Source organism: Limibacter armeniacum, assembly GCF_036880985.1.
GTDB classification, from domain to species: domain Bacteria; phylum Bacteroidota; class Bacteroidia; order Cytophagales; family Flammeovirgaceae; genus Limibacter; species Limibacter armeniacum.
Genome location: NZ_JBAJNO010000009.1, coordinates 195,141 through 221,801 on the forward strand (window position 1 = coordinate 195,141; position 26,661 = coordinate 221,801).

The 26,661-nt window shown below is 39.9% G+C and carries 21 protein-coding genes; 11 read left to right on the top strand and 10 right to left on the bottom strand.

The genetic code is table 11. The features are described 5' to 3' along the window. The first annotated feature begins 24 nt into the window (after positions 1-24). From V6R21_RS18420 to V6R21_RS18435, 4 genes are all read left to right on the top strand, one after another. The gene (locus V6R21_RS18420; protein WP_334245057.1) at positions 25-1,701 is read left to right on the top strand and encodes a sodium:solute symporter; all 1,677 of its coding nucleotides are present in this window, start codon (positions 25-27) and stop codon (positions 1,699-1,701) included. A gap of 161 nt (positions 1,702-1,862) precedes the next feature. Next, positions 1,863-3,140, top strand: a complete 1,278-nt coding sequence (locus tag V6R21_RS18425) for a putative porin (protein ID WP_334245058.1) — start codon at positions 1,863-1,865, stop codon at positions 3,138-3,140. Positions 3,141-3,390: 250 nt separating this feature from the next. Then, the gene (gene gltX, locus V6R21_RS18430) at positions 3,391-4,920 is read left to right on the top strand and encodes a glutamate--tRNA ligase (RefSeq protein WP_408613137.1); all 1,530 of its coding nucleotides are present in this window, start codon (positions 3,391-3,393) and stop codon (positions 4,918-4,920) included. Between the two features lie 83 nt (positions 4,921-5,003). Beyond that, entirely contained in the window at positions 5,004-6,218 is a 1,215-nt protein-coding gene (locus V6R21_RS18435; protein WP_334245060.1) for an MFS transporter, read from the top strand. 112 nt (positions 6,219-6,330) lie between these two features. Here the strand turns inward: V6R21_RS18435 and V6R21_RS18440 are convergent, their stop codons facing one another. Continuing rightward, positions 6,331-6,573, bottom strand: a complete 243-nt coding sequence (locus V6R21_RS18440; protein WP_334245061.1) for a hypothetical protein — start codon at positions 6,571-6,573, stop codon at positions 6,331-6,333. Positions 6,574-7,197: 624 nt separating this feature from the next. Between V6R21_RS18440 and V6R21_RS18445 the strand changes: the two genes are divergently transcribed. Together V6R21_RS18445 and V6R21_RS18450 are read left to right on the top strand one after the other, a co-directional pair. Next, positions 7,198-9,171 carry a hypothetical protein gene (locus V6R21_RS18445; protein ID WP_334245062.1) on the top strand — a complete coding sequence of 658 codons (1,974 nt, stop codon included), beginning with the start codon at positions 7,198-7,200 and terminating at the stop codon, positions 9,169-9,171. 96 nt (positions 9,172-9,267) lie between these two features. Continuing rightward, on the top strand, positions 9,268-10,062 hold the full coding sequence (locus V6R21_RS18450; protein WP_334245063.1) for a tRNA pseudouridine synthase A: 795 nt from the start codon (positions 9,268-9,270) through the stop codon (positions 10,060-10,062). Here V6R21_RS18450 and V6R21_RS18455 read toward each other — a convergent pair. After that, positions 10,059-11,261 (bottom strand): porin, encoded by a 1,203-nt coding sequence (locus V6R21_RS18455; protein ID WP_334245064.1) that lies wholly within the window; start codon positions 11,259-11,261, stop codon positions 10,059-10,061. The genes V6R21_RS18450 and V6R21_RS18455 overlap by 4 nt on opposite strands. 305 nt (positions 11,262-11,566) lie before the next feature. On the opposite strand from V6R21_RS18455, the gene V6R21_RS18460 reads away from it, so the two are divergent. Next, positions 11,567-11,938 carry a hypothetical protein gene (locus V6R21_RS18460; protein ID WP_334245065.1) on the top strand — a complete coding sequence of 124 codons (372 nt, stop codon included), beginning with the start codon at positions 11,567-11,569 and terminating at the stop codon, positions 11,936-11,938. A gap of 104 nt (positions 11,939-12,042) precedes the next feature. Here V6R21_RS18460 and nadE read toward each other — a convergent pair whose 3' ends face one another. From nadE to folP, 3 genes are all read right to left on the bottom strand, one after another. Then, positions 12,043-14,055: an NAD(+) synthase gene (gene nadE / locus V6R21_RS18465; protein ID WP_334245066.1), complete on the bottom strand. Its 2,013-nt coding sequence runs from the start codon at positions 14,053-14,055 to the stop codon at positions 12,043-12,045. A 136-nt stretch (positions 14,056-14,191) separates the two neighbouring features. Further along, positions 14,192-15,046: a diadenylate cyclase CdaA gene (gene cdaA, locus V6R21_RS18470; RefSeq protein WP_334245067.1), complete on the bottom strand. Its 855-nt coding sequence runs from the start codon at positions 15,044-15,046 to the stop codon at positions 14,192-14,194. Positions 15,047-15,157: 111 nt separating this feature from the next. After that, positions 15,158-16,012, bottom strand: coding sequence for a dihydropteroate synthase (gene folP, locus V6R21_RS18475; protein ID WP_334245068.1), 855 nt, complete (start codon positions 16,010-16,012; stop codon positions 15,158-15,160). Positions 16,013-16,698: 686 nt separating this feature from the next. Here folP and V6R21_RS18480 point away from each other — a divergent pair. The 4 genes from V6R21_RS18480 to V6R21_RS18495 all read left to right on the top strand — a co-directional run bounded on the left by V6R21_RS18480 (position 16,699) and on the right by V6R21_RS18495 (position 20,277). Further along, positions 16,699-17,250 carry a DUF1599 domain-containing protein gene (locus tag V6R21_RS18480; RefSeq protein WP_334245069.1) on the top strand — a complete coding sequence of 184 codons (552 nt, stop codon included), beginning with the start codon at positions 16,699-16,701 and terminating at the stop codon, positions 17,248-17,250. A 32-nt stretch (positions 17,251-17,282) separates the two neighbouring features. Continuing rightward, on the top strand, positions 17,283-18,401 hold the full coding sequence (locus tag V6R21_RS18485) for a BT_3928 family protein (RefSeq protein ID WP_334245070.1): 1,119 nt from the start codon (positions 17,283-17,285) through the stop codon (positions 18,399-18,401). A 159-nt stretch (positions 18,402-18,560) separates the two neighbouring features. Continuing rightward, positions 18,561-19,616 (top strand): ABC transporter permease, encoded by a 1,056-nt coding sequence (locus V6R21_RS18490; RefSeq protein ID WP_334245071.1) that lies wholly within the window; start codon positions 18,561-18,563, stop codon positions 19,614-19,616. A gap of 133 nt (positions 19,617-19,749) precedes the next feature. After that, on the top strand, positions 19,750-20,277 hold the full coding sequence (locus tag V6R21_RS18495) for a shikimate kinase (protein WP_334245072.1): 528 nt from the start codon (positions 19,750-19,752) through the stop codon (positions 20,275-20,277). Positions 20,278-20,350: 73 nt separating this feature from the next. Here the strand turns inward: V6R21_RS18495 and V6R21_RS18500 are convergent, their stop codons facing one another. The 5 genes from V6R21_RS18500 to V6R21_RS18520 form a co-directional block, all read right to left on the bottom strand. Next, a complete protein-coding gene (locus V6R21_RS18500; RefSeq protein ID WP_334245073.1) occupies positions 20,351-20,944 on the bottom strand; it encodes a DUF445 domain-containing protein in 594 nt (197 codons plus the stop codon). A gap of 30 nt (positions 20,945-20,974) precedes the next feature. Next, the gene (locus V6R21_RS18505; protein WP_334245074.1) at positions 20,975-21,547 is read right to left on the bottom strand and encodes a Maf family nucleotide pyrophosphatase; all 573 of its coding nucleotides are present in this window, start codon (positions 21,545-21,547) and stop codon (positions 20,975-20,977) included. Positions 21,548-21,718: 171 nt separating this feature from the next. After that, complete coding sequence (locus V6R21_RS18510; RefSeq protein WP_334245075.1) at positions 21,719-22,198, bottom strand: Lrp/AsnC ligand binding domain-containing protein; 480 nt, start codon at positions 22,196-22,198, stop codon at positions 21,719-21,721. 665 nt (positions 22,199-22,863) lie between these two features. Continuing rightward, positions 22,864-24,642, bottom strand: coding sequence for a membrane protein insertase YidC (gene yidC, locus V6R21_RS18515; RefSeq protein WP_334245076.1), 1,779 nt, complete (start codon positions 24,640-24,642; stop codon positions 22,864-22,866). 340 nt (positions 24,643-24,982) lie between these two features. Continuing rightward, complete coding sequence (locus V6R21_RS18520) at positions 24,983-26,596, bottom strand: CTP synthase (RefSeq protein ID WP_334245077.1); 1,614 nt, start codon at positions 26,594-26,596, stop codon at positions 24,983-24,985. Between the last annotated feature and the right edge of the window lie 65 nt (positions 26,597-26,661).

Here is a 26,661-nt window from a genome sequence, read left to right on the forward strand (position 1 = left end):
AGATCAACTAACAGACTTAGATATATGACTTTTTTAGATTGGGCAGTTCTTGGTGGTACCTTGGCATTTATTGTCATCTATGGTATATGGAAAACACGCCAACAGAACGACATGCAAAGCTACCTACTGGGAAATCGTGAAGCTAAATGGTTTACGGTTGCGCTCTCCATCATGGCGACACAGGCAAGCGCCATTACGTTTCTCTCAGCGCCTGGACAAGCGTATACTGATGGAATGCGTTTTGTGCAGTTTTACTTTGGTCTGCCGCTGGCAATGGTAGTCCTTTCCGTTGCTGTTGTACCCATTTATCACAGGCTAAACGTTTACACTGCCTATGAATATCTCGAAAAGCGTTTTGATGTAAATACACGAATTCTTGCAGCCTTGCTTTTTCTGACACAAAGAGGTTTAGCTGCCGGATTCACCATCTTTGCCCCTGCCTTAATACTTTCCTCTTTACTAGGCTGGAACATTAACTTTACCATTATCGCAATTGGTCTGCTAGTAGTAATGTATACCGTTGTAGGAGGTACAAAAGCCGTTAACCAAACACAGAAACTCCAAATGGCAGTCATCTTTATCGGGATGCTGATGGCGGGAATTCTCGTAGTATGGTTCTTACCTGAAACGGTTTCTTTTGACAATGCCCTTCATTTGGCAGGTAAAATGGGTAGGCTGAATGCCGTAGATTTTGAGTTTGACCCAACCAGCAAATACAATATCTGGACAGGTCTGATTGGCGGCTTCTTTCTTGCACTCTCCTATTTTGGCACCGACCAGTCTCAAGTACAGCGTTATTTATCAGGAAGTTCAATCGGGCAAAGCCGTCTTGGATTACTTTTCAATGGTATGATCAAGATTCCAATGCAATTCCTGATTTTGTTTATTGGCGCAATGGTATATGTATTTTACTTCTTCAACACCTCCCCTATTTTCTTTAATAAAGTGTTGTTAGAATCTGCCCATGAAACAGCATATAAAACAGAGTTGGTAGAGATTGAACAGCAATACCAACTGGCACAAGAAAACAGGAAACAGGAAGCCTTTAATCTAGTAGATGCGCTGGAAAACCAAGACATCGCCCAACAAGCTGCAGCTACTGAATCTTTGAAAGCTGCCGATGCTCAATCACAGAAATTAAGAAAGCAGGCAATAGCCACTATTGAGAAGGCTATGCCGGAAGCTGACACTAACGATACGAATTATATATTCCTGACCTTTGTGAAGGATTTCCTACCTTCTGGTTTGGTGGGGTTACTCATTGCCGTTATCCTATCAGCTTCCATGTCTTCTACTTCATCCGAGCTGAATGCATTAGCTTCCACAACAGTTGTCGACCTTTACAAAAGAATTTTCAACTCGAATGGAACAGACCAGCATTATGTCATGGTTTCAAAACTGGTCACTATCTTTTGGGGTATATATGCCATTATCTTTGCCATGTACGCCAACAGGTTAGGCACCTTGATTGAAGCTGTAAACATATTAGGCTCACTGGTATACGGTGTAATCCTAGGTATCTTTATGGTGGCCTTCTTCTTCAAGCAGATTGGCAGCAAGGCAGTATTTATTGCAGGTATCATTTCCGAAATCGTGGTACTCTATTGTTTCTTCTTTACAGAAGTGCCTTTCCTTTGGTACAATGTCATCGGGTGTATGGCAGTTATCTTAGTCAGTTTTGCCGTAAAAAAGGTCAAGTAATAAAGGCTAAAACACTATATCAAAAAGGCTTATCGAACACCCATTCGATAAGCCTTTTTTTAATCTTTTTCAGCTAACAATTCTTACCATTCATTATCGGTTATTGAGCTTCACAACCGTTATTTTTCTTCTAATAACTTTTCAAACCCATATCCAACATCATGAAACGTTTGTTTCTATTCCTAATCCTATCCCATTTTACCCTAATCGCCTGCTTCGCTCAAGAACGAAACCCCAAAGTCAAGAAAGATTTTGAAACAGCATTCAGCAATGAAGAGCTTGCCAAAATGCTCAAGTTTGAAATCAGTGAACAGGATACTGTTTCCGTTTATTTCAATGGAGATTTCAGGGCTAGATATGATGCCATCTACGGAAATAGTGAGCAGCAATTAGGTGCTAAAAACAGAAGAAGACTGAGGTACAGAGTACGTATCGCTTTTATCATAGAACTGCCCAAAAACTTTGAGGTAGGTATCAAACTTACTTCCAGTGATCTTGTAGGACCTGAATACGGTGGTGATCCCATCTCTGGAAATACCAGCTTTACCTCCAACGGCTCCAAAAAATATATTTTTGCCGATTGGGCTTACGCATCTTGGACACCATCTATTGGCAGTAAAATCAAAACAAGGCTCTCGGTAGGCAAATTCAAAAACCCTAATGAGTTTTCTGATATTGTTTTTGACAATGACTATACCCCTGAGGGAATTGCTAACAAGTGGTATTTCAATATTGACAAAAGACAGAACATTGTTTTAAACTGTGCTTATCTGGTACTGGATGAGAACGCTGATAGTTCAGAAGACCCTCACCTTGTAGGTGCCTATTTAGGGCACGATTATCACAATGAGAATATCCACCTTCTTTTTGGGGGAGCTTATGCTGAAATCAGGGACGCCAAAGCATTGACAAACGAAGCTGTCCCCAATAGCAATATTGGCAACACTCGAGACGAAGACGGAGCTCCTATCTATGCTTTCAAGAACTTGATTCTGGATGGGGCTATCGGTTATAACTTTGGGAAGTTTGGAGGATTTGATCGATTCTCAATTCAATTGGCTGCAGAGTATTTATATAACTTTGACCCTGAACAGGATAATAAGGCTTGGACAATTGCAGTACGTTTTGGTGAAGATGGAAAGAAAAACACTTGGTCATTTACGTACCGATATAAGTACCTAGAAAAGGACTCATGGTATGAAGAAATAGTGGACTCTGACTTTGGGGCATACTATCAGAATCCATTACCCAACTCAGGTGAAGAGTCAGGGTACAGACCCGGTACCAACATCAAGGGTCACCGGCTGACAGGCAGGTATAGCTTAACCAATAATGTCCGATTTTCTGGTATTCTTTATTTAGGAAAACTTATTCAACCGCTAGGTGATCTTAAAACCAATATGGAACGCCTTCAGGTCAATGTTGAGTTCAGTTTTTGAAATAACCCCTCCTATCTTATAGCAAGTCAACCTGTTATCAACTCCGTTGATTTATCCCTGCCCAAACGAACATTCCGCATTAGATTTCCTCACTTCATAGAAGTCCTTCTCACAGTACAGTAAAGTTTATTACGAAGATAAAATTCACTACCTTCGCACTTGCAAACTGCAAGGGAGGAATTGGACTATTTTGTCACAAATCCTTCTTAAATAAAGAGATACTAAGTTTTTAAGTAATAAATATCGCTGAATAATGGATAAAGTAAGGGTAAGATTTGCTCCAAGCCCAACAGGTCCTCTGCATATTGGTGGGGTTAGGACCGCACTTTTCAACTACCTTTTTGCCAAACACCACGGTGGTGATTTCCTTTTGAGAATTGAGGATACTGACCGTACCCGTTTTGTTCCGGGTGCTGAAGAGTACATCAAAGAATCATTGGAATGGGCTGGTATTTTCACTGATGAGTCTCCTTGGAACCCAGGCGAGTGCGGACCATACCGTCAGTCTGAACGCAAGGACATCTATATGCAGTATGCTCAGCGATTGATTGACGAAGGCAATGCGTACTATGCATTTGACACTTCTGAAGAACTTGAAGAAATGCGTGAGCGCCTTAAGGCTGCCAACGTTGCCAACCAGCAGTACAACTCTATCACAAGAATGCAGATGAAAAACTCTCTGACACTTTCAGAAGAGGAAGTAAAAGAGCGCATCGCATCTGGTGAACCTTATGTAATCCGTCTGAAAGTTCCTCGCAAAGAGGAAATCCGCCTGAACGACATGGTTCGTGGTTGGGTGATGGTACACGCACATACCATTGATGATAAAATCCTGATGAAATCAGATGGTATGCCTACATACCACTTGGCTAACGTGGTAGATGACCACCTTATGAAAATCACACACGTAATCCGTGGTGAGGAGTGGCTTCCTTCAGCACCCCTTCACGTATTGCTATATAGATTCTTAGGCTGGGAAGATACAATGCCTCAATTCGCACACCTTCCGCTTCTCCTGAAGCCTGATGGCAATGGAAAACTGAGCAAGCGTGACGGCGACAGACTGGGCTTCTCTGTATTCCCACTTGAGTGGACTGACCCTACTACAGGAGACAAGTCTTCTGGTTACAAGCAGGATGGCTTCCTTCCAGATGCCTTTATCAACTTCTTGGCATTCCTTGGATGGGCACCTGGTACAACTGAAGAGATTTTCTCTATGGATGAACTGATCGAAAGATTCACCATTGAGCGTGTTGGAAAAGCAGGTACTAAGTTTGACTTCGACAAAGCAAAATGGTACAACCAACAATACCTGAAAGAGAAAGATGACAATGAGTTGGCTCAATACCTATTGGAGGACTTGAAAGCCGAAGGTATTGAATGCTCACAGGAGAAAGCTGCCAAAGTAGCAAACCAACTGAAAGAGCGTGTAACTTTCCCTAATGAATTCTGGCCAAAAGGCAAATTCTACTTTGTAGCTCCTGACAGCTATGATGAAAAAGTAGTCAGAAAGAAGTGGAAACCTGAAGTAGCTGCGGCACTTGGCGACTATGCCAATGCAATCCGTGGTATTGAGGAGTTCAATGCTGAAAATGCACACACGCAACTGAATGACACTTTGGCTGCTCATGATATGAAGATCGGCCAAGTGATGCAAGCACTTCGTGTTGCTGTATCAGGCGTAGGCAATGGCCCTGACCTGATGATTATGCAGGAGATTTTAGGCAAGGAAGAAGTTGCCAGCCGAATTGAAACAGCTATTGAAAAACTGAACGCTTAATCTATATCAGGTTAGGTTAATATTTTACTGACCGAAGTGAAGACTTCGGTCAGTTTTTTTATTTCCAAAAGACTCTCAACTTCATGAACTACTGGCAACTTGTACGCAAACATCCTCATGATACCATTTTTGGGCTTTTACACTACCTTTTTTCCTGTTGTGGGCAATCGTTCTTCATTAGCCTGTTTGTCCCTGCTTGGATCACTTCAGTAAATCTGGATAATGCTGAATTTGCAAAGTTGTATGGTATGGCAACATTAGGTGGAGCAGTGGCATTGTCTGTTGTAGGCCCTTTAATTGATAGAGTCAGGATCAAGACTTTCACGCTTGCCAATGGAGTCCTTTTGGCTGTATGCTGCTTTTTACTCTCCCAATCTCAAAACTGGATTATGCTGGGGCTTTCCCTTACTGGTATTCGCCTGTCAGCTCAAGGTCTGATGCCACTTACGGGAGCAACAGCCATGGGTAGGTACTTTGAAGCAAACAGAGGCAAAGCACTTTCCTTTGCAACATTAGGTATGTCTATAGGAGAACTGATGGCTCCTACCCTAATTGTCATCTTGCTGAAACAATACGATTGGAGTACAGTATGGATATTTATCTCACTTGCCATTATCACGCTGTTTCCTATTAGCATTATGGCATTTGGCAGAAAAGAAGCCAAGCCAAACATTGAGGAAAAGCAGACCAACAAACAAAACTTCAAGGACAATAAAGCTTTCATCAAAAGACTACGTACCTCACCCAGCTTTTTGATATTGGCATTTATGATTGTCTATACGCCATTTATCACTGCTGGCTTTTTGATTAACCAGAACTTGATTGTTGATGCCATGGGATTAGACCTAATGTGGTTCGCCGCCGCAATCAGTTCATTCGGAACATGCCGAATCGTTACGACCATCTTTACAGGGCCTTTGGTTGACAGGTTTACAGCCCAAAGAATTATCCCTTTCACCTTGCTTCCTCTTGTAATTGGAATGCTGGCTGTATTGTTTTCTAATCATGCTTACACATTGATCTTTTTTATGGGGATGGTTGGTGTCAGTATCAGCTTTGGAAGTGTGGCTGGGAGCGCTCTATGGGCAGAGTTGTATGGTGTAGATAAAATGGGTACAGTCAAAAGCCAAGTCTCAACCTTTATGGTATTCCTCACGGCTTTAGCTCCCGTTCTATTTGCCTACATGTTTGAAATCTGGTTTCAGACTACTTTTGTGCTACTGATTTCAATAGCAATTATCCTGATGTTTGCCTCTCATCAAGTCATCAGCCAAAAAAGTAAATTACAATCCATATAAACAGAAAAAGCGATACAGTATAACTATTACTGCATCGCTTTCAAATCAGATCTCCATTATGGAACCTGCCCTGACATTGCTTCAATTGTACCATTTATAGTTGATTTAAACTTTAGAACTCTACCCTTACGTCAAACTCTTCCAAAGCAATCATTGGTACTACAAAAGCATGTTGGTACTGACTGCGAAGACCCTGCTCTGTAGCATTATTAGGGTGTCTCATTTTTTGTTGCAATTGATACACATCTTCTCTGCTCATGTTATTATCAAGCATTTCCAATGTATGAACTGGCTTACTGTCCAAAGTGCTACTGTGAGCACGCCATCTAACGATCGAATATTTATGGTCAAACATAGTAGTAAAGTAAATAAGAAAACATGCCACTTTTAGTAGCGATACCTCTCTGATATCAACTTTAAATTCGTCTATTTACTACTAAAAAACATTGATCTATCACCTCTACAAAACAATGATAATTATCACTACTACAATTGATTACCCCTCAATAATCTTTTTGTCGCTTTTTTACAAAACTTACATCTATAATTCTCCCTACTTTTGATTCAACAAGCTGAACATTCTCATAAATCATCACTTTTTAAACATCACAATCAAACAATTGAAAAGCTGCCTTTAAGGCAAATTCCATGATAATTAATCTATGTTTAACCATTAATGAAAGTGCTATGATTCGTTAAAAAACCCCAACCTATCCAATTCCCCAATAACCCTTCTTATCCTAATTTTCTAAAAAGCAGACAACCTGCTTTTGATTCACATTTCTATGAATACCTGTCAACCTGCCAGTTGACACCTTGAATTCTTATGCCCTCTAGTTTGACCAAAAACAAATTGGAAGGATACCGGCTGCTTACACCCTTCTGATTTATTTCCAAAGGGGTTAGCGCCAAATCAAAATCTAGACTTACTGGGGAAAAACCATGATAATTTCTAATGTATTATTAACCTTTTTGAAAGATGAAAAAGAATGTAAAACTCATGGCTTTATGCGCCATGCTTATCACCCTATTGTTTTCATGTACCAAACATGAAGATGATATAGTTGAATCTCCGAATGAATCCGTTGAGCTTCAGTTTGACATTCAGTCTATGGGAAATCCTCCTGCAAATGGTAGAGTTTCTGAAGAGGAAATCAACTCTTGTGACATGCTCGATGAGGCGACTAAAATCTGTATCAAGATTTACAATGAAACAGATGGTGTGTATGCCTACAACAGTGTAGATGGTGGAGACCCTGACATCTTCCTAACCCCTGACGGGCAAGGCAATACATCACAATTCACACAACCTATCAAATTGATCCCAGGCAAGACTTATAGCCTCGAAAGGTTTGAAGTAAAAAACCAAGCTGATGAGTTCTTGGCAGCTGCTCCTCTAACAGGATCTCCTTATGCTTCATATGTAGAAGAAGGCAAAACACTTAGCTTCCAATTTGAAGTAGAGAAATTTGAAAAGAAAAGAATCGATGTACAGGTACTTTGTATCGAAGAAGAAGGTGTATTGCCTAATTTCGGTTATGCGTACTTTAATTTCACTCAAGTTTCTGTAAACGTAAACAGAGTGTATTTCTTCTCAAACATCTGTTCGTATGAAGGAGAACATAAAGTAGCACAGATCAGTGGCAAACTTTACAAGATGATTGATAATGTATATGTTGAAGCATATGCTGATTCGAATGAACCTGGAAGTGAAGTAGAGGACAATAGAATCCTGTGCTTACCAATCCCTGCCAGAAACAATGAGAATGGTAATGAAATGTACAAGCTTGAGTTCACAAGAGAAGACGGTGTTATTGTGAAGTATGAGTTTACTTTGGACCAGTTTTATGGTTCAGGTGGTCTGCACGAAGCAATGTCTGACTCAGATGGCTCATACTGGTATCACCTATTCCCAGAAGCTTGTTTCCAACCTTGTCAAATTAACCCAACTGGTTACGACTTCTTCTCTTTTGAAGATGATGGTAGCTTTGACTGTGAAGGATTCATGCCTCCAGGCGGCTCTGAATGTGACGTTTGTAATATTTCACCAAGTGGTGCTCCTGTTATTGATTTTGAAATCCTTGAAGCGGCACTTGAGCTAGATTTGGCATCATTGACAGATGACACCCCTATTGCTAAAATCACAATCTGTGCAGACCCTTCAGTTACGACAAATATCACAGTTCCACTAGAAGGATTAGGTCTAATCAATGTGATTGATGCAAAAATCTTCGGTTGTACAGGAACTGAGGTACTGCTTCTTGACCAAGGTGAGTTGAATGACAATGATATTGATATTGACCTGTCATCAGAGAATGAAATTGTAAGAATCGAAATCGAGATTGGAGGCGAAAACCTAATCAACCTACTAACCTCTCTGAACCTTGGGGAAATCAATGTAGACTTGTTGGATGACCTTCTTGATATCGTTGTAGAGAATGATGTGATCAGTTTACTTCTAGATGAAGAAGGACTTAATATTGCAGGTATCAATGATGTAAATGTACTTGTTGATCTTCTGGAAATGTTAGGTGAAGACGCTGAGCTATTTGAAGCACTTAATGAATTGCTAGGAGGTAATGACAGCCTTGCAAATACAATTCAAGAAATATTGAATGGACTTTCAGATAGTGAACTGAATGACTTGATTGAAGAGCTGAATAACTTAGAGTTCCTAAATGATGGTATTCTAACTACAATCGACGATTTACTTAATAATGTTTTAAGTGATACAATCGAAAGTCTAATTTTGGCTCTTGATGAAAGTGCTTTAGAAGACCTACTTGAAGTCCTTGACTTACTTGATGACTTACAGCTTGCCGATACAGATACTTCACTTCTTGATGCAATAGAAGATGGAATATTGGGCAACCCTAATACTCCTGAAAGTGGTGGAGGGTTATTAGGATTCCTATTTGGATTGGTGAGTGACGTACTTGATGTACTAGATTAATCAATACTTACCACAACCCGCTTAGAGTGATCTAAGCGGGTTTTCTTTTTATCTCAATTTGGTAGCCAAAGCAATTCTTTTGTAGTTTTGCGCCCCATGAAAAAGAAGCGTTACTACTACCTCGTACAATTTCAATATCTAGGCTACCGCTACCACGGCTGGATGAAACAGCCCAATGCTAAGACTGTTCAGGAAATGGTGGACAAAACCTTCAATTATATCTTTGGAGGAGAAGTTAAGTTTACCACGTTAGCTGCCAGCAGAACAGATGCATTGGTTTCTGCCAATCATGCTGCGTTTGAACTTTTCGTTTGGCAGGAACAAAATCCTGAAACGCTAAAAGAAGCACTGAATATCAATTTGCCTAGTGATATCAGGGTATTGAGTGTAGAGGAAGTCGATGATAAGTTCAACGTTATTCAAGACTCCAAGCAAAAAGAGTATATCTACCTTTTCTCCTATGGTGAAAAGATACATCCCTTTTGTGCTCCATACATGTCCAACTTTCCTGAGGAGTTGGATATCGAACTGATGAAAAAAGGCGCCAAGCGCTATGAAGGGCTTAATAACTTCCAACGATTTTGCGTAAAGCCAGCCAAGGATGCTGTTTTTGAGCGTGAAATTGACTTTTGTGAAATTGTCGACAATGACTTATATACTGCCAGCTTCTTTCCTGAAAAGAGTTACTTATTTAGGATAAAAGGAAAGGGATTTTTAAGGCATCAGGTACGTGTAATGATGGGTGCACTATGCAGTCTTGGAAGAGGGTCACTAACTTGGGAAGAATTTGATACAGCCCTCAAAAGTGGAGGAGACGGTCCGATCAGTTTTATGGCTCAAGCTTCAGGACTACAGCTTCACGCTTTGCAATATAATGAGGAGAATAGCTAGAATGATATTTCCCATTGAACCCTGAACCTAGCACCTCCAACTTCATCGAATTCATTTTCACTGATCTTGAAGTAAGAGCACTCGGCAGTCAGTTTATTACGATGTTCTACAAAAAACCAGTTGAAGGCAAGTCCGTATTCATCCTGCTTGTCTTCACCTCTTAGATAGATTGGTCTGTAATAAGCAAACCTTCCTGCCAGCTCTAATGGCATTGGAAACCAATCCCAAATATTTCCAAAAAAGTATCCTGCCTGAAAGTAACTTCCTTCTAAATCTGACACTGTACCATTTAACCGATCGTCAATTCTTTTCCAATGGGTTTCATGTTGCCAAGAAAAGCCTTTCCATTTGAAGGCAGTCTCTACCAAATACTGCTTTAATTTATACTGCCCTGCCTCTCCGGATTCAAACCCTTCCAACTGACCTCCACCTGCTGAGGAAAAGCGGGTATACCTACTTTGGTTAGTAGCTGCTCCCAGTGCGATAATTCCAGCTGGAGATTCGTGTACGGGTATATCTGAACCCGACATATCGACTTCTTTTCCGAAGATGTTCCATTGTAAACGCCCTACATACATCAAGTTTCGGTCGTCGTTCTCCAATACTGCCCTACCCGTCCCTGTCAATACAGACAAGTAATAACTAAAATCCACTATAGTCTCAACTCTCCCACTTATCTCAACACCTTGTTGCCTATCCAGCGTAAATGGCCTGTTGACGATAGAACGGTCTACCATCTGTTGCTTACCAGAAGAAATCACCCTTTCTCGGGTATAATAAGTCTTCCATTGCCCTACCTTAACCCGAAAGAAATCCCACTTTTCAATCATGATCCTAAAATCGAGCAGGTTGCCTCGTGCCAGTTCATACTCCCAGTAGTATTTCAACCAAGACTTGTAAGCATGCCCTCCTACTTTAAGCCGCGCCCTATTAATCTTAAATACAACCTGAGGAACCTCCCTAAAATCATCAAAACTTAAGGGGTCTTGATCTCTAGGCGTGGCAAACCGAAACTGGAGTCTGGACTGAAATTGAAGGCTAAATAGGTCATTGCCCGATTTGAACTCAAACCCTTTAGATCCATATGAAATATTAGGAGAAAATGTACTGGCTTCTTTTTCTTGAGCAAAGGTTGAATGAGTAAGGCACACCATAATCAGCCACAGCAGGAGGTAGCTGTTCTTCCATAATGATGTCATAAAGTGGTGGGTTATTATCTCGTGACTTAGCAGAATGCTATTTACTGAATGTATCCATATTTTATCAAACCGACATATTTCTTTTTCATATTTCTTCGACTCCGTACTTCTATTACGTTCTGAATCATTCTATTTGAATAAGCCCAATGAAAGTTCAAAAAATTAACACTGATATAAATTATGTCAATTTTATGGTAATTATTTTGACATTTACACTTTATGTTATTTATATTAGCATTATCAAATCAAACAAACACAATCATTTAACTAAATAATGACAAATAACTAATCAAAATAATAAAATCATGAAACTACTATTTCACGTCTCTGCTAAACTTTTATTACTGATTGGATTACTAATTTTCACTCATTGCGAATCCCAAGCTCGTGCCCACGAATATCCTAATAAAGCTTCTGTCACTTATATCGTTCAGGAAGGTGATAATTGGACAAGGCTTACCGTGAATTTCCTGAAAGATGCAGGCGTTGATGCTCCTATTCCATACTTTGAAGTAGTCGAATGGCTTCAGCTGCATATTGGTGGGGGTGATGACACCTTATATGTGCTGGAAAAAGTTACCATCAACCTAAATGAGCTATTATCAAAATACAGATATACACAACTTGAAAGGGCTGAAAAAATCCGAAAACTAAGGTCTCGATACCGACATGAGTAAATATTGAACATGTATAAACTGCCATTATTTATACTAAATTTGCGAGTAAATAAGAAAAGCCCCGTCTATTGACGAGGCTTTTTTCTTTTGCCAACTTATGGCTTTTAGTCTTTCAGTTCTTCCAACATTCTCAGCTCACGGTTAAAACCTCCTGAAAGAATTGGGAATCGACACCAAGTTTTCGGATCAAGGTTTTTGTCATCCAAATGGAATGACGGAGCGTACCTTTCACGTTTCCATTGGTTACGGCTCCACAACCTGAAAAACTTCGTAATCCAACCTTTCAGTTGCTCACTGCTATACTGAGGAAATTTGTAACGCATAATGCTGTAGCACTCAACTGGCATCTTCTTATCACGAATGGCCGCACCTTCTATCTCATCGAGCAGGTCATATGGCATCAGGTCTCCTTCATCAGTTTGTTTGGAGTCCTGTGGGCGAAGTTCAGCAGTAGGCTGTTGGTCATTTACAAACTTCAATGCAGGAATCGTCAAATTCCTGTCAACACCTTCTTTCTCCAACCAAACCAGCCATTGACGCAAAAATGCCTTGTCAATACCAGCAATCGGGCTTAGTCCTCCACTTGTATCACCATCCATAGTGGCATACCCAACAGCAGCCTCTGAACGGTTACTTGTTGACAACAACAGTGCTCCATTGATATTTGCCAACATCCAAACTGAAGGAGCCCTTACCCTAGCCTGAATGTTTTGGAGTGCCAAATCATCCTGCTCCCAAGTCAACGGTCTTTCGATACTCTCCTCTACAATTCGAATATATTCCTTGAAAACGTTGTTGACATCCAATCTATAAAACTTGGCATTGACTGCTTCTGCCAAAGACTTGGCTGCATTCCACGTCACATCACCACTGTTCTCTGTCGGCTGGTAAGCAGTGGTCAGTAAGGCATTCACTATTTCAGCTTCAGTTGAAGCTTCTTGTATCTCTTTGAAATAAAACAGCTTCTTTTTAAAACCGTCCATTCCCAGTTGCTTGATTCCCATTTGAACCATCAACCATATCAAGGAAACAATTGCAGAAGAATCAGCACCTCCACTCAAGGAAACAACAAAGCCTTTTGAGTAGCTTTTTCTCATATAGTCAAACAGTCCAAGAACTTCAGCTCTCGCAAACTCCTCCTCTTGTAAAGTTTCACTAAACTCCCAAGAAGCTTCATCCCGTTCATACGCTTCCAGTTTTGCTTCCGGAAACTTATAGTCCTTGATACAAATATGATGACCTGATTCCTTTGTGATATGTTCAAATGAACTACTCTGGAATTTTTCTAACCTTCCAAGGTCTACATCTACCACTGCTGAAGTCACCTTATAATCATGGAATGTCAATCGCTCACTAATTGCTCTAAGCTGCCCAACTGATGCGATTACAACACCTCCATCGTAAATTGCCCTACCTGCTTCATTTCCCAGAAGGTTCGCATATACATAAACAGTTCCGTAAGCTCTTGAACCTTCCATCACAAAACGCTTTCTAACTTCCAGTTTACCGAAAGCGAAATGGCTGGCACTTGGATTCAAAATCACATCCACACCATAAGCATAGAGGTTCCGTCCCGGGCGGTTAGCGACCCATGCATCCTCACATATTTCAAAGCCTATTCTTACGCCATCAACTTCAAAAAACAGCTCCCCTATCGGATAAACTTTCTTCTGGAACTTTTCTGGTAAATCATAGTATTCAAAACTCACCTCACCAACAGCTCCTTCTGTCCACGGAGTAAACCATCTTGGCTCATAATGAATCCCATTGCCTGCCAGATATCTTTTGGCTACAAAACCTGCTATCTCGCCATCCACTAATAATGCAGCTGCATTGAATACTCGATTCTGGTATACCAATGGCAGACCTACAGAAACCACAATCCCTTTTGTAGCAGGAAGCAACTCATGTAGTACTTCCAATGCCATCTGGTGAACCCCTGTAGAATAGAAAGCATCCTCACATCCATAGCCTGTTATACAGAGTTCTGGCAGGCACAACATAGAGACTTGCTGTTTCTTAGCATCTTCAATGCTGTCGAGGATATTCTGCTTATTATGATCCCAATCCAACGGAATCTGATTCAGTTCACCTCCAGCTACTTTTATTAGTTTCATGTTATTTGATTTTAAAAGGGAGCTTTCATACCCAAATGAGGAAAAATGGGTACTTTTTCATCCCAATATAAAAAAATAAGCCCTTGAGAAATCGTCTCAACGGCTGCATTTTAATCATTCTGTATAATGACTCAATTCAAGAGTCTACTTCTACAGTCTCATCAGGCTGCTTTTTAAGCGAGATTTTACTCTCATCTTTAAAATCATCCGAGAAGTAATCTCTTACTTTCTGCCTGATTTCCATTGAGGAAAGGTTATGATAGATTTTACCTGCATGGATAAAAGACATCTGACCTGTTTCTTCCGAAACTACCAGCACCACTGTATTGGTTGATTCTGTCATACCAATACCAGCCCTGTGCCTAAGTCCCATAGTTGCAGGAATATTCTGCTTATCTGTTACAGGTAAGATACAACGGGCAGCCTTGATCCTGTTGTTGTGAATTATGGCAGCACCATCATGCAAAGGGCTATTTTTATAAAAAATTGACAACAGAATCCTTTTCGAGATTTCTGCGTCAATCCTGTCGCCTGTATCAGCGAAGAAGTCCAATGGGTCATCCTTAGACAAAACAATCAAAGCTCCTGTGCTAGTAGCACCCATTTCCTTCATTGCCTCAATGATAGGTGCCAACTTCAAGGTGTTTTCTCCCGTACGGCGACTTCTGAAATAGCGGTATAAAGGAAAGTTTTTAAAGTCTGTGGAATTACCTACCAATATCAAAAACTTTCGGATTTCAGGTTGGAAAAGTATGATTGCGGCAAGGACACCTACTTCCATAAACTGTCCCAAAATAGCCGAAAGCAGTTCCATTTCTGTTGCCTTCACCACTTGGTAAGTGAGATATAGCGCCAAAATCCCCACAAAAATCTTCAGGGCTACACCACCCCGAATCAGCTTGTAGAGGTTAAATAGCAGTATAGATACCATTAAGATATCCACTACATCCACCAGTTTTATTTCCAGAAACCCAATTTCAAATAATAACATTCGCTAACGGCTGTATTGTTTTTCTAAGTGAGAATAAAGATAATTAAGCTTGGACTTTTTTTAGTTTTAAATAATCATAAAGTGTTTGGCACCACATTAATTAGCCGTCTATTATGCTGTATGATAGCCTAAAAGCTTGACAACTTCTACAGCTTCTTTTACATCATGTACCCTTAATATATCAGCACCTTTCATTACTGCTTTCGTATTGAGCACTGTTGTTCCATTAAGTGCCTCTTGAGGAATAATCCCTAACTTCTTATAGATCATTGATTTTCTTGAAATCCCTACTAGCAACGGTAAATTCAAGACTTTTAGTTCAGGCAAATGATCCATCAATTCATAATTCTGCTCCGTTGTTTTGGCAAAACCAAAACCTGGATCCAAAATCAAATCCTTCCCCCCTAGCTCATAAAACTTGTTTGACTGCTCCACAAAGAAATCCAGCACTTCCTCTACCAGATTCTTGTAAGCAGTATCTTGTTGCATTGTTTCAGGAGTGCCCCGCATATGCATTAGTATATAAGGCACCTGCAAATCTGCTACCGTCTTTAGCATGTTTGCATCCAAAGTACCTCCTGAAATATCATTGATGATGTCTGCACCTGCCCCAATAGACTTTTTGGCTACCTCTGCCCTGAATGTATCTATAGAAATGATAGCGTTGGGGTGTTTTTTCTTGATGGCAGCGACAACTGGTAAAATACGTTCCAGCTCCTCAGCCTCACTTACATTTTCTGCTCCTGGTCTAGAAGAGTACCCTCCAATATCCAATATGTCAGCACCCGCTTCAAGCATACTCTCCGCCTTGAGCATTGCTTTGTCTTCGTGATTGTGTTGACCTCCATCATAGAATGAATCAGGTGTTAAATTCAAAATACCCATCACTTGTGGACGATCAATCTCCCAAAGCCGACCTCTAAGATTAAAAGTCTTCTTAACTGTAAATTCAGTAAAATTACCCAAAGTCTCCCGCTGTAAATATTTAACTTATAAAACCTCTGTTTACTAAGCTCCAAGCACAATTCTCACCCTTCTTTCTTCTCGCTAGTCACTCTTTCAAAAGGTTTTCAACCTTTCTTCTAAAAGAACATTTCAGATACTGAAGCAATATAATTCTGATTGCGCATTTCATTTCCGAATCTGAATGTAAAAATACAATTTTTCATTCAATACCCCACCCTAGATTTGAAAATGCTTACTACTTCCAGAAAATAAAGAATATGCCCTCTATGATATAAAGAACCTACATAATAATTAACAATTCAAGGAATAGGATGTTTGAAATTATCACAAACAAGTACAGTTCCGTCTTATTATTTTTCAAATTCACCTATTTCTCTTCGATATAGGTCGTTGATGAAAGAGGAAAAATCACTATTCTTAAAAATGATTAAAGTGCATCTTAAAATATTACAACCAAACTTTCTCTTACATTCTACAACATTTTGATAACCTGTTTATTACATTTACCCCTTATTAATAATGTAAAACCAAGTGTCTTCAAGGCTAGTTTCAGATGCATAATTTTCTTTCCCTTGAAAAAACATTCTGTTAAATTCGCTACTCAAAAAATACAATCTTAATTTGAAAGCAGCATTCGGATTTTACCATATCAGCCAAACCCGAATGTTTGTTACCTGAGTATAAATATGGAACAGACAACGAATACAGAACAGGAGTACAAAGCCGTTATCCGTAAGTGTAGAGAGCTATTTGAGAAGAAAACAAAAGACTATGGTACAGCATGGCGTATCCTGCGATTGCCGTCCATTACTGACCAGATCTATATCAAGGCGCAGCGTATAAGGTCCATTCAGGAGAAAGGTGAACAAAAGGTTTCTGATGATATCAGTGGTGAATTTATTGGCATTATCAATTATTGCCTGATGGCACTGACACAAATTGAGCTGGCAAATGACAAAAGGATGGAACTTCCTGTGGAAGTTGTCATGGAACAATATGACAAGCATGCACAGCAAACCATGGAACTGATGTTTGACAAAAACCATGACTATGGGGAGGCTTGGAGACAAATGCGTATCAGCAGCATTACAGATATTATTCTGATGAAACTACTGAGGGTAAAACAGATTGAGGAGAATCAAGGTCATACATTGATATCAGAAGGCATTGATGCTAATTACCAGGACATGATCAACTATGCTGTATTCTGCCTCATCCTTTCCGGCTTTGCCGAATAAGACTTTTAGAACATAAGCTGAAGAGACAAACCATGAAGACACTCAACAAGTTACTGACCTTTTTTGTAGGAGCTACTTTCATCTTTTCTGGAGCGGTCAAAATTATTGACCCAAAGGGAACTGCCATTAAGCTAGAGGAATACTTCTATGTATTTGCAGCTGATGTTGCTGACTCTTTTCCAGCACTGGAAAGCCTGTTTACAGAACTAATGCCTTACGCATTGGTTATTTCGGTAGTACTTTCCACAATGGAGGTTGTATTGGGCGCTGCCCTACTGACCAACTTCTACAAAAAGGTAACTTTAAGGTTGCTATTGCTGCTGCTTGCCTTCTTCGGTTTCCTAACGTTCTATTCAGCCTATTTCAATCGTGTAACTGACTGTGGATGTTTTGGGGACTTTATCAAATTTTCACCATGGGGTTCATTCACCAAGGACATGATCTTGTTGACCGCTTCATTGCTGTTACTGATCCATCCTTCATCCAAAGATAACTTCAAGACTCCACTTGGGGGTATCTTCACATTCTTGGCTACTGCAGCATCTTTGAGTGTGGGTATTTATGCCATTCGCCACTTACCTCCAATTGATTTTAGAGTATATGCAGTTGGTGCTAATATTCCTGAGCTTATGCAACCTGCTGAGCAATGTGAGTATTTGTATATCATGGAAAAGGATGGAGAAACGGTTGAGATGAAACAGTACCCTACTGACCCTTCATACAAATACAAGGAAATGAGAATTCTGAATGAGGAAGCTTGTAAACCAAAAATCACGGATTATGCTGTTTCATCCTTGGAAGGTGATGATGTTACGCAGGCAACCTTAACAGGCAAGTCACTCCTTATTATCATTCATGATACCAAGAAAGCAGACAAGACCATCTGGGCAGGAATCAACGAGCTGTGTCAGGATGCTAAAGAAGCAGGCATTCACCCTATGATTCTTACATCTGATGCATCTGGTATCACTAACTTTGCTCAACAGCATAACCTGACAGAGGACATTTATTTGTCAGATGCTACTGTACTAAAAACAATGATTCGTTCCAATCCAGGTATTATTCTAATGGAAGATGGCGTTGTAAAAGGTAAGTGGCACTATAACGATACTCCTCAAATTGAAGAGGTAGGACAACTGCTCATAAAATAGTTACTGATGTAGAGTTCTTACTTTAGCCTTGAACTTTTTACATTTGACTGATAAAACTAAAACTGCTGAAAATGTTGGCTTAGCCGCCACTTTTCAGCCAATCTCCAATCGTTGTTGATCTAACGATTCTTGGTAGCTGAATCTAAAACCTAATGCAGGATGCTAAAATACATTGCTAAAAGGCTGGTAAATGGCTTTTTTGTTCTTCAGGGGGTAATCCTGATTACATTTTTTCTGTTTCACACCCTACCAGGTGACCCAGTTGAACTGATGGCTGGGCAAAATGCTGACATCCAAACCAGGGAGATGATCAGGCAAGACCTTGGTTTGGATAAGCCGCTGCATGTACAATATGCATATTACTTGAATGACCTTTCGCCAATCAGTGTTTACAACAACACTCCTGCTAATCAAGCCAAGTATGATTATCACATCTTGATAGGATTAGGTGACAAGGTTTTGACAGCAAAGATGCCCTATCTCAGAAGGTCTTTCCAGTCAAACAGAAGAGTTGATGAAATCCTGATAGACAGCTTACCGGGTACACTTTGGCTGGCACTGGCTTCTATGCTGTTTGCTACCGTTGTAGGAATTATATTAGGACTTATTGCTGCCTTGAAATACAATACGTTTTGGGACAACTTTTTTGTCACAACTTCTGTATTCGGTATCTCAACACCTTCATTTGTTTCAGCGATCCTTATTTCGATCACATTTGGCTATTACCTGTCTGACTTCACACATTTAAGTATGACAGGCTCACTATGGGAAAACCACCCCATATACGGAAGAGAACTACACCTTGAAAATATCATATTACCTGCATTTACCCTTGGTATCAGACCCTTGGCTATCATTATGCAGCTTACAAGAAGCTCAATGCTTGACGTGCTTTCTCAGGACTATATCCTAACGGCAAAAGCCAAAGGACTTGCTCCAATTGCCGTTATCCTGAAGCATGCACTTAAAAATGCACTAAACCCTGTTATTACAACTGTATCAGGATGGCTTGCCTCCTTAACGACAGGTGCTTTCTTTGTTGAATATATCTTTAAGTGGAAAGGCATTGGTCTGAAAACGATTCAGGCAATTGAGTTTTTGGATCTTCCAATTATCATTGGTTCTACCTTGATGATTGCATCTATTTTTATTCTAATCAATATCATCGTAGACATATTATATGCGGTCATTGACCCAAGGGTAAGACTCTATTAATATTTCAAGCATTTGAAGGACTAAGAAGAAATCATTTCACTAAAATATCTTCTTCGGCAACTATATTGGCTTGGAATAAGTTAGTAGTGAATAGAAGGCTAATTATTCTGTAAAAAGCAATCGAAACTAATACATGCGTGTTTATCTGATCGGAATGCCAGGGTCCGGAAAATCAACCTTGGGAAAGAAACTAGCTGAAGCAATGCAATATGCTTTCGTGGATCTTGACACTGAAATCGAGTCAAGCGAAGGAAAGTCTATTCCTGATATTTTTGAACATGATGGAGAAGACTATTTCAGAAAGATTGAAAAGTATATTCTTCAAAAAACCACCCCTGACAATACCATTATTGCTACTGGTGGAGGGGCTCCATGCTTTTATGACAACATGGATTTCATCAACAACAATGGTGTCTCCATTTTCATTGACACACCGGTCAAAGAGCTTGCCTCAAGAGTGATGAAGCAGATTGGAGACAGACCACTTTTGGACGGAATTGAGAATCTTGAAGATATGACACGCCTGCTGGCAGGTAAGCGGGAAAAGAGAATTGGCTTCTATGAGCAAGCCGATATTGTACTAGAGGATGATCAGGAAATTGATATTACTTCATTGGTTCAGCAGGTCTACAATTTTGACAAGCAAACAGCTCAAGAATAATTGAAATATATCAGCACAAAAAATCCCTTCATTTATAGAATGAAGGGATTTTTTATGTTTTATGAAATTAAAATTATGACATCAAAACCAAACCTACCTGAAGCAAGCCAATCAAGAAACCTAAGATTGCACCCATAACTTCGATAAAGGTAAGCTCTTTCTTGATCACGGACATGAGTAGGTCTTCAAACTTCTCATCCGAGAATGCCATTACCTTGTCTGTCACCATTTGTTCAATATCTACATTCTCAATCTTCTCTGAGATCTTGAGCGTCATCTGTGGTACCATATCATCTACCATGCCTTCCACTTTGCCACGAATCTGGACCACGACCTGATCTCCACCGAACAGGCTTAACATCGCCTCAGCCCCTTTCAGTTTCTCTTCCAGATACTCATCCAGTTTCTCCATCACTGCCGACTTAATCTGATCATGGCTATCATTTGATTGGAGCTTGGTCGAGATCATATCTGGTGTAAAAAGGTCTTTTGCCACAATCTTGCCTAACCTTTTAGCCAAAGTAGGCTTTCGTTTTGGGAAAATACCCTGAAGCTTAAAGATGATAAGGTCCATTTCCTTACGAGGATGGAAAAGCATCTTGATCGCCACGTAGTTAGTAAACCAGCCAATCGCAGCCGAGATGACTGGTAAAAAGTAAACCATCATATTATTTGATAATTAGTTTTTAAAATCAGTTTAGAATGTTTTCAGTTGCTGGTAGAGCTTATCAGTTGGCAATCCCATCACGTTAAAGTAGGTACCTTCAATCGCACTAATTCCAATCAATCCAATCCACTCCTGAATACCATAAGCGCCAGCCTTGTCAAAAGGTTTATATTGGTCAATATAATAATCGATTTCTGAAGCTGTCAGCTGATGAAAGCGAACCTTTGTAACATCAGAAAAAGTCACTTTCTTCTCATTCCCCATCAAGCAAACCCCTGTATAAACCTCATGCTCTTTTCCTGACATTGCCTCAATCATCTCATATGCCTCATCCCTGTCAGCAGGTTTTCCCAACACTTGACCATTATTGACAACAACCGTATCAGAAGTAATCAGTAATTCATCATCTCCCAATGTTCCTGCAAAAGCATCCGCCTTTAAAGCAGCTAAATAAGTAGCCACCTGATCCACAGGAATGGATGAAGGAAATATTTCTTCAACATCTTTGGTTCTCACCTCAAACTCAAACCCCATTTCTTGAAGCAATTGCTGCCTTCTTGGTGACTTTGAAGCTAGTACAAGTCGTTTTCTTAACGGAAACATATATTTGATTTAGAATATGAAAATACATTTTCAGATGCAAAAATAACCATTCATTCCAAAAATTTATCCTTATAACCTTTTCATAACCTATTTAGATATACTAAAACAAAAAACACCCACCAGCTAGGCTGACAGGTGTTTTCCAAAAGCTTTAGTTTAAATAGCACTTAATTAAATGCCATAATCATTTGCAAAAGAGATAGGTCTATTGAACTTTTCCTCCAATGAAATAAAGGTTTCTGTTCTTGATATGCCCGCTACTTTCTGAATCTTGTCGTGCAACACTTCACGTAAGTGCTTTGTGTCTTTACAAGCAATCCTGACAAAAATACTCCAATCACCTGTAGTGTAGTGGAGGTTCAGAATTTCAGGAATCTTAGCCAACTCTTGGCTCACCTGTTCATAAAGGGAGCTTTTCTCAAGAAAAATACCTAGAAATGCCGTAATGTCGTAGCCCAATCTTCCAAAGTCGATATCGAGCGTTGCACCTTTAACGATTCCCATTTTCTCCATCTTCTTCATACGTACATGCACTGTACCTCCGGAGACAGGAATTCGTTCAGCTATTTCAGTGTAAGGAGTTTTTGCGTCTTTGAGTAGTTCGGTTAGTATTTTGACGTCTATCTCATCAATTTCCAAATTTCTCTCCATCTCGTTGAAATTATTGTAATATATGTGCCGTTTCGGAGCAAATATATCAGTAAAATAGAAATAAACCCTTTATTTATTGTAAAATTTACCGTTAATAAGTAGCAATTATCAATTTAGTTCCTCCTTTCTGAAGAAATTTCTAAATATCCAACCATACACTATTCTTACTTTCCACCATCATAACAAACATTACATCTGTTTTTGAATATTTAAGAAGAAATACCCTCACATTTTGATGATTTATCAAAATTTCAGCCAATAATATTAATTTTTAATAGAGACATTAGGTAGGTAAGATATTTTGTTCTAGATTATTGGCTATTACTAAAGCTGACTAAGAATTGTACTGAAATTTTACTTAATAAGTCTAAAAAGCTTTCATTTAATAGATTTCAGCTTTAAATTTGCAGCATGTTATTGAGAAAGGATTGTAACAGATCCTAAAGTCAGTTCCGATCTGAGCGGAAAAATGACCTGAGGTGCAATTCCTCACTGACTACAAGCATGTGTTTATTTTATGTGTTGTTTATTGGTTAAGGTTAAAGGTATGTGAATATTTCGCATACCTTTTTTTGTTTCCATACATCAGTACATTTCAGCACAAAAAAAATCCCCGAAAATAGTCGTAACCATTTTCGGGGGATTATATATAGAAAAGCTAAATATTACTTCTTGCCTTTTCTTTGTTTTGCCACATCTTCCTGAGCTTTCATAGCATCTTCAAGACGCTTCTGGAAGCCAGATTTCTTCTTGTTAACATTTTTCTTCTTGTTCTCCTCCATCATACGCTTCAGCTTGTCCTCATCAATGAAGTTACGGCTAAATACCTGCTGAGCGATTGTGATCAGGTTAGAGATAAAGTAGTAGTACGTCAGACCTGAAGAGTAGCTGTTAAAGAATACCAGGAAGAAAATTGGTGTGATGTAAGACACCATTTTCATTTGGTTGTTCTGCATACCACTGCTCATCTGGTTGTTGTAGTATGTAAACACAATCGTAGACGCTGCCCAAAGCAATGTGAACAGTGATACGTGGTCACCGTACATTGGAATCTCAAACGGCAGGTTCAGGATAGAGTCATAAGATGAAAGGTCATCTGCCCACAGGAATGACTGTTGACGCAATTGAATCGCATTCGGGAAGAAGTTGAACAGCGCTAGGAAAACAGGCATCTGAGCCAACATTGGAATACAACCACTGATTGGGTTTACACCTGCCTGCTGATAAAGCTTCATTTGCTCTGGTTGAGCCTTAGCCATATCGTCACCATGCTTCTCCTTGATCGCATCCAGTTCAGGCTTCAATACTCTCATCTTAGCCATTGACAGGTAAGACTTGTAAGTAAGCGGGAACAACAATCCTTTCACGATCAATACCATGATCAGGATAATGACCCCATAGTTTGAGATGAAACCATCTAGGAAGTCAAACAATGGAAGGATAATATACTTACTTAGCGGAGCAAACAGAGACCAACCCAAATAAACGTTTTTCTCAAAACCTGGAGTGATTGTCTCACAAATATGATATTCGTTCGGACCGAAGTAATAACGCAGGTTCGCATCTTTGGATAATCCGTCAGCTGGAATCGCTAGAGCGATCTTAGTAGACTTCACAACCTGATCGTTGTCATCATTTACTTGAGAAGTGATGTTCAGGTCTGTGAATTTTTTGTCTGTAATCAGTGCAGAGTTAAAGAACTTCTGTTTTGAAGATACCCATCTGATAGGCTCTTCTACAGTTTCTTCCTGCAAGCTGTTACTCATTGACAGGTAATCGAAGTCTTCCTCTGTAGTGTAGTAGTTCACTGTTGATCTCTGGCGAGACTCTGTAAGTCCTTTCTCAAGGCGCTTCATGTCATTTTGCCAATAGAAATCTACTTGAGGTACTTTCAGGTTTACGCCTGAAAGGTCTGCACTATAGTTCAGAACGAAACCTTCATCAGCCAAGCTATAAGTACGGCTCACCATCTTGTTGCTGCTGTCAGCCAACGTAAAGGTAATGCTGTTACCATTCTTGCTAGCCTGATAGTAAAGGCTGTTCAAGTCAATTTTTCCTTTGTCTGTAGCAACTTCCTCAATTACCTTACTTGAAGTCTCATCAAGCAATACAAGAGGTTCTTTTGTATAAGTCACATAATTCTTCAGTAAGACTTGTTTCACCTTACCGCCGAATGTATCAAAAGTGATCTTTACGTCTTTGTTTTCCAGTACTACTTCCTTTGACTCTCCCTTCATGCCAGCAGCAAAGCTGCCAAACTTTTGTGTCAGTACTGAATCGCTTAGGGTAACTTCTTTTTTAGGAGTAGAGTTTGCTGAGTCTGCCAACTGCTCTGTCTTTACCTGATTGTCTGCCAGCTGTGCAGGATCAGGGCTGAAGAAGAACATGTAAGCAATCAGTAACCCAGATAGCAATACAAGTCCAATCGTCTGATTCTTGTCCATTCTAATGTTTGTTTCAATTTGTTGAGAAAACACACCACTCTTCAGCAAGTCAGGCCAACTAGCCCTACCTAGCTTATTATGTGCTGCTTTCTACACCAATGCTTTCTTCAATCCAAAAAATACAATTGTCTATAAAATGACTGCAAATTTAAGAACAATTTGAAATTAATCAGTCCACAAACCAAATATTGCTTATTACATTATGAAGAATAGTAATAAAAGTCGATGACTATAGGCATTGGAAGGTCTGATTCCCCAACTTTCACTTTATCTTTTACCTGTCAATTTATCAATAAAAAACCCGAAGGTTTGGTTCCTTCGGGTTCAGGACCCTACACCCTTATTTTTTATTTTCAACCACCGCTTTGATGAAGTTGACAAAAAGTGGATGAGGGTTTTCTACAGTACTCTTATATTCCGGATGGAATTGGGCTGCGATATAGTAAGGATGCTCAGGAATCTCAACGATTTCCACCAAACCAGTCTCAGGGTTGATACCTGAAGCAATCATACCTTTCTTCTCAAATTCTTCCAGGTATTTGTTGTTGAACTCGTATCTGTGACGGTGTCTTTCACTGATCAATCCTTTGCCATAGATTCTATAAGCCAAAGTTCCTTTTTTCAGTTCACAAGGGTAAGCACCCAAACGCATAGTTCCTCCCATTTGAGAGATTGACTTCTGCTCTTCCATAATATCAATTACAGGATCTGGCGTGTCAGCCATCTCTGCAGAGTTTGCGCCTGGTAGGTTAAGCATGTCTCTTGCAAATGCAATCACACTTGCCTGCATACCCAAACAGATACCGAAGAAAGGCACATTATTTTTTCTTGCAAAGCTAGCTGCATTGACCTTACCTTCCATTCCTCTTTCACCGAAACCTGGTGCTACCAGAATCCCGTCAAGACCTTGCAGGCGAACTTCAGCATTGTCATTATCTTCCAGCTCTTCAGCCTTAATCCACTCCAGGTCTACCTTACATTCGTTGATAGCTCCAGCATGAATAAATCCTTCCGTAATTGACTTATAAGCGTCAGGAAGCTCTACATATTTACCAATCAAACCTACTTTTACAGTCTGAGTTGGATTTTTCAGCTTCTGAAGGAACGCATTCCAATTTGTAAGATTTGGCTCATTGTAAGCAGGAAGATTCAGCTTCATCAAAGCAATCTCATCCAACTTCTCTTTGCGCATCATCAGTGGCACATCATAAATCGTAGATGCATCACGTGATTCGATTACAGCATTCAGGTCTACGTTACAGAACTGTGCGATCTTACGACGCATGTCCATCGGCAACTCATGCTCTGTACGGCAAACCAGAATATTAGGTTGGATACCTGCTTCCAGCAGCTGTTTTACAGAGTGTTGTGTTGGCTTGGTTTTCAATTCTCCAGCAGCACTCAAATAAGGCACCAACGTCAGGTGGATGTTAAGTGCATTTGACGACCCCAGGTCAAACCTAGCCTGACGAACTGCCTCAATAAATGGCAGGGCTTCGATATCACCTACACAACCACCAATCTCTGTAATTACAATATCATATTTACTGTCTTCAGAAACTTTGTAGAAGTTGTTTTTGATCTCGTCTGTAATGTGTGGTACTACCTGAACCGTCTTACCCAAATACTCGCCATCTCTTTCTTTCTTGATGACATTGTAATAGATACGTCCGGTAGTTACATTGTTTGCTTGAGAAGTTGGGATGTTCAGGAAACGCTCATAGTGACCCAAATCAAGGTCTGTTTCTGCACCATCATCGGTCACATAGCACTCACCATGCTCATACGGGTTCATTGTACCCGGATCAATGTTGATATATGGATCGAATTTTTGGATGGTGACAGAATAGCCTCTTGCTTGAAGAAGCTTTGCCAATGATGCGGAGATAATACCTTTACCCAATGAGGAGGTCACACCCCCTGTTACGAAGATATACTTAGTTTGCGAAGACATTTTAACTGTTTACTCTTGGTTTGCGCAAAGCTAGGAAAAAAATTATTTCAATTTTTATCCGCTAT